Annotated in this window: 6 protein-coding genes; 3 read left to right on the forward strand and 3 right to left on the reverse strand. The window is 73.4% G+C overall.

Annotated elements, in window-relative coordinates; genetic code table 11:
- Nucleotides 1-66: 66 nt before the first annotated feature.
- Complete coding sequence (locus tag B446_RS01420; RefSeq protein WP_020937610.1) at nucleotides 67-3,831, reverse strand: hypothetical protein; 3,765 nt, start codon at nucleotides 3,829-3,831, stop codon at nucleotides 67-69.
- Nucleotides 3,832-4,147: 316 nt separating this feature from the next.
- Here B446_RS01420 and B446_RS01425 point away from each other — a divergent pair, with 316 nt between their 5' ends.
- Nucleotides 4,148-5,494 carry a glycosyltransferase 87 family protein gene (locus B446_RS01425; protein WP_020937611.1) on the forward strand — a complete coding sequence of 449 codons (1,347 nt, stop codon included), beginning with the start codon at nucleotides 4,148-4,150 and terminating at the stop codon, nucleotides 5,492-5,494.
- Nucleotides 5,495-5,654: 160 nt separating this feature from the next.
- Here the strand turns inward: B446_RS01425 and B446_RS01430 are convergent, their stop codons facing one another.
- Entirely contained in the window at nucleotides 5,655-6,029 is a 375-nt protein-coding gene (locus B446_RS01430; protein WP_020937612.1) for a type II toxin-antitoxin system PemK/MazF family toxin, read from the reverse strand.
- Nucleotides 6,030-6,317: 288 nt separating this feature from the next.
- Between B446_RS01430 and B446_RS01435 the strand changes: the two genes are divergently transcribed.
- Complete coding sequence (locus B446_RS01435) at nucleotides 6,318-6,569, forward strand: hypothetical protein (RefSeq protein ID WP_043476952.1); 252 nt, start codon at nucleotides 6,318-6,320, stop codon at nucleotides 6,567-6,569.
- Nucleotides 6,570-6,579: 10 nt separating this feature from the next.
- Nucleotides 6,580-7,764 carry a flotillin family protein gene (locus tag B446_RS01440; RefSeq protein ID WP_020937614.1) on the forward strand — a complete coding sequence of 395 codons (1,185 nt, stop codon included), beginning with the start codon at nucleotides 6,580-6,582 and terminating at the stop codon, nucleotides 7,762-7,764.
- Here B446_RS01440 and B446_RS01445 read toward each other — a convergent pair.
- The gene (locus tag B446_RS01445; protein ID WP_020937615.1) at nucleotides 7,761-7,982 is read right to left on the reverse strand and encodes a hypothetical protein; all 222 of its coding nucleotides are present in this window, start codon (nucleotides 7,980-7,982) and stop codon (nucleotides 7,761-7,763) included. The two genes, B446_RS01440 and B446_RS01445, sit on opposite strands and share 4 nt — an antisense overlap.
- Between the last annotated feature and the right edge of the window lie 366 nt (nucleotides 7,983-8,348).

Below are 8,348 nucleotides of genomic sequence, written 5' to 3' on the forward strand. Positions count from 1 at the left end.
TTCGGTGCGTGGTCCAGCGTCTGCGTTCCTGCCCCGAGGCCACGCTCCTGACCCAAGGCCAACCCCTCAGCAGGTGCGCCGGTAGGGGAGATCCGGGAGATACGTCTTCCAGGCGGACTCGGACAGCCCCGAACCGGCGCGCTCGCAGACCTCGGTGAGCAGATGGTGCGGGTTCAGGTCGTACAGCTGTTCGGGGACGTGGGTGCCGGAGGCGTGGAGCGACCCGTCGGCGCCGAACGCGAGGGCGTGTATCTCGTCGCCCGGGGTGGGCAGGGTGGTCCCCAGGAGCCGTTGGGACGCCAGGTCCCACAACTGGAGACCGCCCGCCGAACCGGCGACGGCGAGCGTACGCCCGTCGTGGGAGAAGGCGAGCGCGGTCACCCCGCCGGTGGTGTCCGTGGTCGGGTCGGACGTGGTGCCGTCCAGCACACCGAGGCGCACCCGCGCGGTACCGTCCCAGAGGGTGACCCGGCCCAGGACGTCTCCCACGGCCAGCCGTGAGCCGTCGGGGCCGAAGGCTGCGGTGGTGATCAGGTCCTCGCCGAGCACGCGCGGCTCCATGCGCCTGGCGCGCAGGTCGGCGACCAGGCCCTCCTGGGTGACCAGGGCGGCCCCGTCGTACCGCAGGGCGAGGCCCACGCCCTGCGAGGCGGAGGTGACGACGTCACTGGGACGGACACTGCGCACGGTCTTCACCCGCTTGTCCCGACGCACGTCCCACACCTCCACGGAGGGCCGTTCCAGGGACCGGTAGACCAGCAGGGTGCGGCCATGGGTGTCGAGGGCGAGACCGTCCGCCGCGAGGTGCCTGTCTTCGGCGGCGCCGATGACCACGGCGGCGCGTGCGCGACGGGTCTTGAGGTCCCAGACCGTGATCCGGGCCCGGTCCGGCCGCGTCCTGTCCTCGGAGTGGTAAGGGTTCGGGCCGGTCGCCAGATATCTGCCGTCGCCGCTGAGCGCCATGAGGTCGGCGCAGGAGTCCGTGCCGGGACACGGCCGCGCCGGCGGTTCGAAGACCACCCCTCCCCCTCGGGTGTCGAGCACCTGCACCCGCCGCTTGCCGCCCGTCTCCACAGTGCGGGCCAGGACGCGGCCGTCGTCGGAGAGTTCCGCGCGGTACGCCGCGGGCTGCCGCCGGCGAGCCGTCGCGGCGGCGCCGAGGGCCAGTGAGCGGACGACGGTCGCCGAGCCGCCGAGATAGCGCACCACCCCCGCGGCACGGTCGTAGGCGACGTCGGCCCACTCGTCCGCGATCCGCCGGCTCAGCACGGGCACCTGCGGGCGGTCCGCCCGCGCCACCACGAGCCGGTGGGGTCCGGTGCCCACGAGGAAGGTGCCGCCCGGCCACACCTGGGTCAGTCCCTCACCCTTGTAGGACGGGGTTGCGCGGCCGGTGCGCAGATCCCATCCGTGGATCCCGTCGTCGCCGGCGACGGTGAGCGTGCGGCTGTCGGGGGTGAACGCCAGGGCGTGGTCGCGGCATTGGGCGGCCCGCGCCTTCGCCGTCCACGGCGCCGAGACCTTCCGCAGGTGCGCGAGATCCCAGAGCTTCACCGCGTGAGCGCCCGTGCACAGGGCGAGCCACCGCCCGTCGGGGCTGGCGGCGAGGCCGTCGACGCCCCCGTCCGGTGCGGGAATCCGCAGCGTCGGGCGGCCGCTGCGCGGGTCGTAGGCGTGCACACCGCCGTCGTCCCAGTCGACGGCGACCAGAGCGCGCCCGCTGAAGTCGAACGGGGTCTCCATCGCATCCACTCCGGGGAGCGTCCTGGTGACCCGCCCGGACCGTACGTCCCACAGCTCGATGCGGTCTCCCGCCAGCAGCGCGAGGGTGCGGCCGTCCGGGCCCACGGCGGCCGGGACGCCGTCCATCAGCTTGCCGGGGCCCCGCGCGGACAGCGTGAGCCGACGCGTGCGCAGGTCCCAGATCCGGACCCGGTCCGCCGTCACGGACACCACGGACCTGCCGTCCGCCGTCAGCCGGTGCACGTTGTTGCCCGAGCCGTCGAAACCGGCGTCCGCGCCCGGCACCGGGAACACGTCCTCGTCCCGCTGGGCCATCGCCCCGATCAGCGTCGACCGGGTCTCCGTCGTGTCGGCCAGCCGCGCGGCGGCGACGCTGAGCCGCATCGCGGTGCGCGGATCGGAGAACCGCATGCCGTCCGCGACGGCGGCGACCCGACGGGCTTCGGCCTCCACTCGGCGGCGGTCGCTGGTGCGGTTCTGCTGCCAGGCGGCGGCTCCGGCGACGAGTGCGAGCACGAGAAGCGTGGCGAGGGCGCCGACGAGTCCGCGGCGCCTGCGGCGCTCGCTGAGGCGCGCGGCACCACTGGCCGTCAGGAACACCCGCTCCTGCTGGGTGAGCGCCGCTCCGGCCAGTTGTTCCTGCGCCGTGGCCAGCCGTGTGCCGCGGTACAGGGCACCCGGATCACGGCCGAGCTCCTCCCAGGTGCGGGCCGCCTCGGTCAGCCGTCGGTGCACCCGCAGATGGTCGCGTTCCTCGTCGATCCAGCCGGACAGCCGGGGCCAGCCGGTGATCAGCGCCTCGTGGGCGAGGTCCACGGTGCCGTGGTCGAGCGTCACGAGCCGGGCCCGCGCCAGACGATCGAGGACGAGGGAGACGTCGGCGGGGGCCGGCGGTCCTGCTGACGGGGCGGTGGCGGCGGGGCTCGGCGGGCCGGTGAAGTCGAGTTCGGCGCGGTCGACCGGGCGGCGGGTGTCCTGGGATCCCTCACCCGGGGTGATGAGTCGCAGCAGGACGAGGCGGGCGAGTTCCGCGTGTTCGGGGGACAGGTCCGCCCAGACCTCCTCGGCGCTCTGGGCGATGGCCCCGTGGACACCGCCCGCGGCCTCGTACGCCTCCTCGGTGAGTGCGCGGCCGCGGCGGCGGCGCCAGGTCTCGCGCAGGACGTGCGACAGCAGCGGGAGTCCGCCGGGCTCGTCGGCCATCTCGTCGACCAGGCGGGCGGTCAGGGTCCGTTCGACGATGTGTCCGGCGCTCTGGGCGGGCTTGACGATCACCTCACGCAGCTCGGCCGGGTCCATCGGGCCGACCAGCAGGCCCGTCTCCCCCAACGCCTCGGCCAGACCCCGGTGTTCGGCGCAGCGGCCGTAGAAGTCCGCCCGTACGGCGATGACGACCCGCAGCCTGCTCTCCGGCCGCCGGGCGGCGAGCAGCAGGTCGAGGAACGCCCGGCGTTCGTCCGGATCCCGGCAGAGGGTGAAGACCTCCTCGAACTGGTCGACGACGACGAGGGTTTCGCCCGTCGCCGCCGGTCGAAGCGCGCCCGTGTGGGTGCGGGCCGGATGCGGGCCCGGAGTGAGAACGCGGATCGCGGCCAGTTCGCGCTCGGCACGCAGGGCCGGGATGAGTCCGGCCCGCAGGAGCGAGGACTTGCCGCTGCCGGAGGGGCCGAAGACCGCGGTGAAGCGCCGGTCGCGGACCTGCTGCCGCAGGGCCGTGACAAGACGGTCGCGGCCGAAGTACCGGTCGTGGTCGTCGGGTTCGAAGCGGGCGAGTCCCTGGTAGGGCGGCTCCGTGTCGTCGTCCCGGCCGGCGGCCGCCTCGCGGACCTCCCGGTCGGCCTCCTGCCAGCGGCGCTCCCACTCCCCCGGGTCGCCCCCGCAGGCCGTGGCGTAGGCCAGGGTGACCTGGAGCGAGGGCAGGTGCTCGCCGGCCGCGGCCTGGGAGAGCGCGGTCACGGAGAAGTGCGCCCGGCGGGCGAGTTCGCGGTAGGTGGGGCCGCCGGCCTCCTGGCGGAGCTTGCGCAGGGCGTACGCGAACTTCGGCACCGGCCCGGCGGCCGGATCGACCGGAGTCTCCCGGCGGCCCATGTGTGCTCCGTCTCCCCGTGTCCGCTCGCGCCTCCCTGTCGTGGACGCGTGTCCGCCGCCGACACCCTAAGGAACCCTCCGCTCCTCCCGCAAGGTTCCGCAGCGCCCGCCACCAGGCACTTTGTTTTGTTCACCGTGGCGTGCGGTGGCTGCTGAACAACGTGCCGAGCGCTGGAGTGGTGGTCACGGGCCTCGTTCCAGGGGCCGGTACCGCAGCGCGCGGTCCCTGCGCACAGACGCAACGAGAGACGACATGACCCTCACGAAGGGGGCGGCGACACCGCCCTCACGCACTGCCCGAGGTGTCCTCACGGGGGTGGGACACCTCGGGCAGGCCTCCCCGCCCGCACGGCCCGGGCGACGGCGCTTCTCCCTCGCGCGCCGGGCTCCGGCCCACTGGCTCGGATGCACGGTCTTCGCGGTGATCCTGGCGATGACGACGGGGCTCGGCCCGCACCGGGTCTGGGGTGCCTGCGCGGCGGCCGGATACGGCACGGCGGCGCTGCTCGCCCTGCGCGACTCGCGCACCGGGAAACGGGCCGCGGTGACGGCCGCGCTCCTCGGGGCGGTCGTGGTGCCGCTGGTGGTGCTGGTCGTCTCGGGTGCGGCCCAATCGGAGGTCGGGGTCGTCGAGCGCTCGGGGGCGCTGTTGCTGCACACCGGCAGCCCCTATCTGCCGCATCCGGCCCACACCGTGGACTACAACCCGTATCTCCCGGGGATGGCCCTCTTCGGCGTCCCCCGCGCTCTGTTCGGCGACGGTCCGCTCACCGACGCCCGCGTCTGGTTCTGCCTCACCTTCCTGGTCTGCATGTTCTTCGCCGCGCGGCGCCCCGCCGGGGGGCTCGGCCCGACGCCGGCGGGCGCGGTGTCGCTGCTCGCCGCCTTCCCCGCCGTGGCGCTGCCGCTGGCCGTCGGCGGGGTGGACCTGCCGGTGGTGGGGCTGATGTGCCTGAGTCTGGCGCTGGCCGGCCGTGGCGGCTCGGGCACGGCGGCCGGCGTGGCGATGGGCGTGGCGGCCGCGCTGAAGTGGACGGCGTGGCCGCTGCTGCCGGTGGCGCTGGTCCTGCTGGCGGTCACGGCGGGCCGCCGCACGGCGTTGCGGGCGGCTCTGGCCGCGCTGTCGGTGGCGGCCACGGCCGTCGTGCCCGTCGCTCTCGCCGACCCGCACGCCTTCGCCGAGCACGTGGTGCTCTTCCCGCTCGGTGCGGGCGGGGTCCGCTCGCCGGCGGCCAGCCCACTGCCGGGCCGTCTGCTGGCCGTGTACGTGCCGGGTGGCGCCGCTCTCGCGACGGCCGCGCTGGTGGCCGCCGCGCTGGGGGTGACGTTGTCGCTGCTGATACGGCCGCCCCGTACGGTCCGTGCGGCGGCGGACCGGCTGGCGGTCGGCCTGGGGCTCGCCATCTGCCTGATCCCGGCGACCCGCTTCGGCTATTTCGTCCTGCCGCTGGTCCTCGCGGGCTGGTTCCGGTACACGTCGAAAACCGGTGGCTCTTCCTCCGCGCGCCCGGCCAACCTGCCTCCGTATCCAGTCCCGGGGCGTCCGGACTCCGACCGGCTCTCCGGTGGCCTGGCCGCCTCCGGCGACATCACCCTTCAGGCGATCCGCGCGCAGCCTGCCGCAGGTGCACGAGACGTTCAGCGCGGGACGTTCAGCACGTGACGCGGAGCCTCATGCGTATACCGGCGCCCCTCGACCACAGCAGCGGCAGGGCGGCCCTGCCGGTGGCAGCCTGACGAGGTGCCAGGCGTGCGGCTGCGGAGATGCACACGGGGCAGTTCCAGCGGGCGCAGCCACCCCGGAACAACCACGCCTACGGCTGTCAGAGGGGTCCGCTCCTCCCCCGGCCTCCGGAAAGTGAGACCTGCTCGAGTCCACCGGCACGGAGGGCATCCTCGATCTCGCCGAGCTTCGCTGACGACAAGACTCCCACCTGCTCGGTCAGATCTTCCCGGGCCAGCGTGACCAGCCAAGTGCACGGGACGAGACCGGGACGTGGCAGCGCCACTCGGAGGACGCCCTCGAGAGGCAGCCCATCGGACGCCCCCACGGCCACCTCGACGGCCACACCGCTGATCTCCGTCCCCGCGGGAGCGACGACCTGCATCGCCAGGAACCCGGACGCTTCGTCTCCTGACAGCAGTACTACCGGCCGCCGCTCGTCAAAGTCCGCCAACCAGACCTCGCCGCGCTGCATGTGCCCTCCCGACGCAGGATCGCGGGGGAACCTTGCACGCCCCCGGACCGAACACCTCATTGTCGGCCGTAATCCAACCAGTCCAGCGGTCGCGGCGGCCGGTGAACCCGGTGAACCTTCGCGGTCACAGCACTGGACACGCGTCGGGCGACCTTTGCGTGCGTAGCGCCCGGCCTGACTTGCGCCTGGCGGGGACGGGAACGCCTCACGCCCGCCCACCCGTTGGGTCGCGGCTCCGCTGGGTCTATCGTCTGAATTCTGAGGTCTGGACGAGGAGGACGGCCGGTGATGCCGCAGGACGACGCCGTGATCGGCTGCACGGGAAAGGTGCTCATCGGGACGCGGGGATCCGCGGGCCCCGGAGAGGTACTGGTGCGGGTCCGAGGCGGCTCCGAGACCTTTCTGGCCTGGTCCGAGGACCCCCTGCCCGCGGGCGCGACGGTCCTCGTGATCGAATCGCGGGGATGCCGGAAGGTCGGCGTCATCGAGTGGGTGGATCCATTGGAAGCGCTGGGCGGAGAGGCCGCCGGCGCAAGCTGAGGAGTACAGCATGTTCGGATACCGCGTTCCCGCTCCCGACGAGGCGATGTTGATCTCGGGGGGCCGGCGGGGACTGGGGGGCGCGCCGTTCCGAGTGGTCACGGGGCACGGGAAGTTCGTGCTCCCGGTCTTTCGCAAGGTCCGCTTCCTCACCTTGTCGATGTGCGAGTCCGAGGTCACCGAGACCTGTGTGACCAAGCAGGGCATCTCCCTGCACGTCCGCGCGGTCATCGCCTTCAAGGTCGGCAACGACCCCGAGAGCATCATCAACGCCGGTCAGCGGTTCCTCTCCGACCAGGAGCAGATGTCGGTGCTCACCGGCCGGATCTTCGCCGGGCACCTGCGCGCCATCATCGGCTCCATGACGGTCGAGGAGATCGTCACCGAGCGCCAGAAGCTCGCCGCCGAGGTGCTGGACACCTCCAAGACGGAGATGGCGACGATCGGCCTGATCGTCGACTCCCTGCAGATCCAGTCGATCGACGACGGCGACACCGGTTACATCGACGCGATGTCGGCCCCGCACAAGGCGGCGATCCAGCGGCAGGCCCAGATCGCCCAGGCCCAGGCCACCCAGGCCGCAGTCGAAGCGGAGCAGGCGGCGGCCCGGAAGCAGGCCGAGTACGCCCGACAGACCGCGATCGTCAAGGCTGAGTACTCGGCCGAGGTGGACCGCGCCCAGGCGGAGGCCGCACAGGCGGGGCCGCTGGCCCAGGCCCACGCCCAGCAGGAGGTGCTGGCCGCCCAGACGGAACTGGCCGAGCGCCAGGCGGAGCTGCGTCAGCAGCAGCTGGTCGCCGAGGTCGTCAAGCCGGCCGAGGCCGAGGCCGAGCGGGTGCGGATCCTCGCGGCCGCCGAGGCTCAGCGCATGAAGATCCAGGCGGAGGCGGCGGCCTCGTACGACCGGGTGGCGCTGGACCGGATGCTGATCGACCAGCTGCCGCAGATCGTGAAGGAGGCGGCGGGCGGCCTCGCGGGCGCCCAGGTCAACGTCCTGAACGGCGCGGACGGCCTCGGCGAGATCGCCGCCGGCCTGGTGTCCCAGGGCCTGACGATCCTCGACTCGGTGCGGCAGAACATGAGCGGCCAGGACAAGAACACCAAGGCGGACAGCAACACCGGCTCCCAGGGGCTGCTGCAGCTGCGCTCGGGCAAGGAGCGGCCGTCGGACAACGGTCCGGTGAACGTCGACTAGCTCATCCGGTGGCATGGACGACGGTGAAGTGCCGGTCGGTGGCCGGTCCGCAACACGTCCAGCACCGCCACCGCCAGTTCCTCGGCGCTGATGCGGGACTCCCCGTCGGCGCCGAGGAACAGCGTGCCGGTACCGCGCCCGTAGCGACCGGTGCGCTCACCGGATTCCCGTACGGCCGGGGAGCTCAGGTACTCCCGGTCGCCGCCGGTGCGCAGCATGTTTTCAGTCGGCCGGTCCGCTGTCGGATTTCGCAGCGAGGCGCTGCCGCTCCACCGCCGCGGACCGGATGGCCGGCCCGCCGGCGCCGTCTCCCGGCAGCGGCGGGAACGCGGCGCGCAGCAGTTCCTCGGCCGCCTGCAGGTCTTCCGCGGTGCCGGTGACCGGCCCGCCTGTGGTGAACCGCGGCTGGTAGTGAGACGGCTGGCCGCCTGCTCCTTCTCCGGTTCGGCGACCAGGTGGGCACGGGCGGCGACCACGGCGCTGCGGGAAGGCCCGGCGCTGTCGCCGCCGTTCCAGGACACGTGGCGGTCGACCTCGCGGTGGCCGTGAGGGACGACCGATCGCAGGACCGCGAGGCCGCGGCC

This window comes from Streptomyces collinus Tu 365 (genome assembly GCF_000444875.1).
In the GTDB taxonomy this organism is placed as follows: domain Bacteria; phylum Actinomycetota; class Actinomycetes; order Streptomycetales; family Streptomycetaceae; genus Streptomyces; species Streptomyces collinus_A.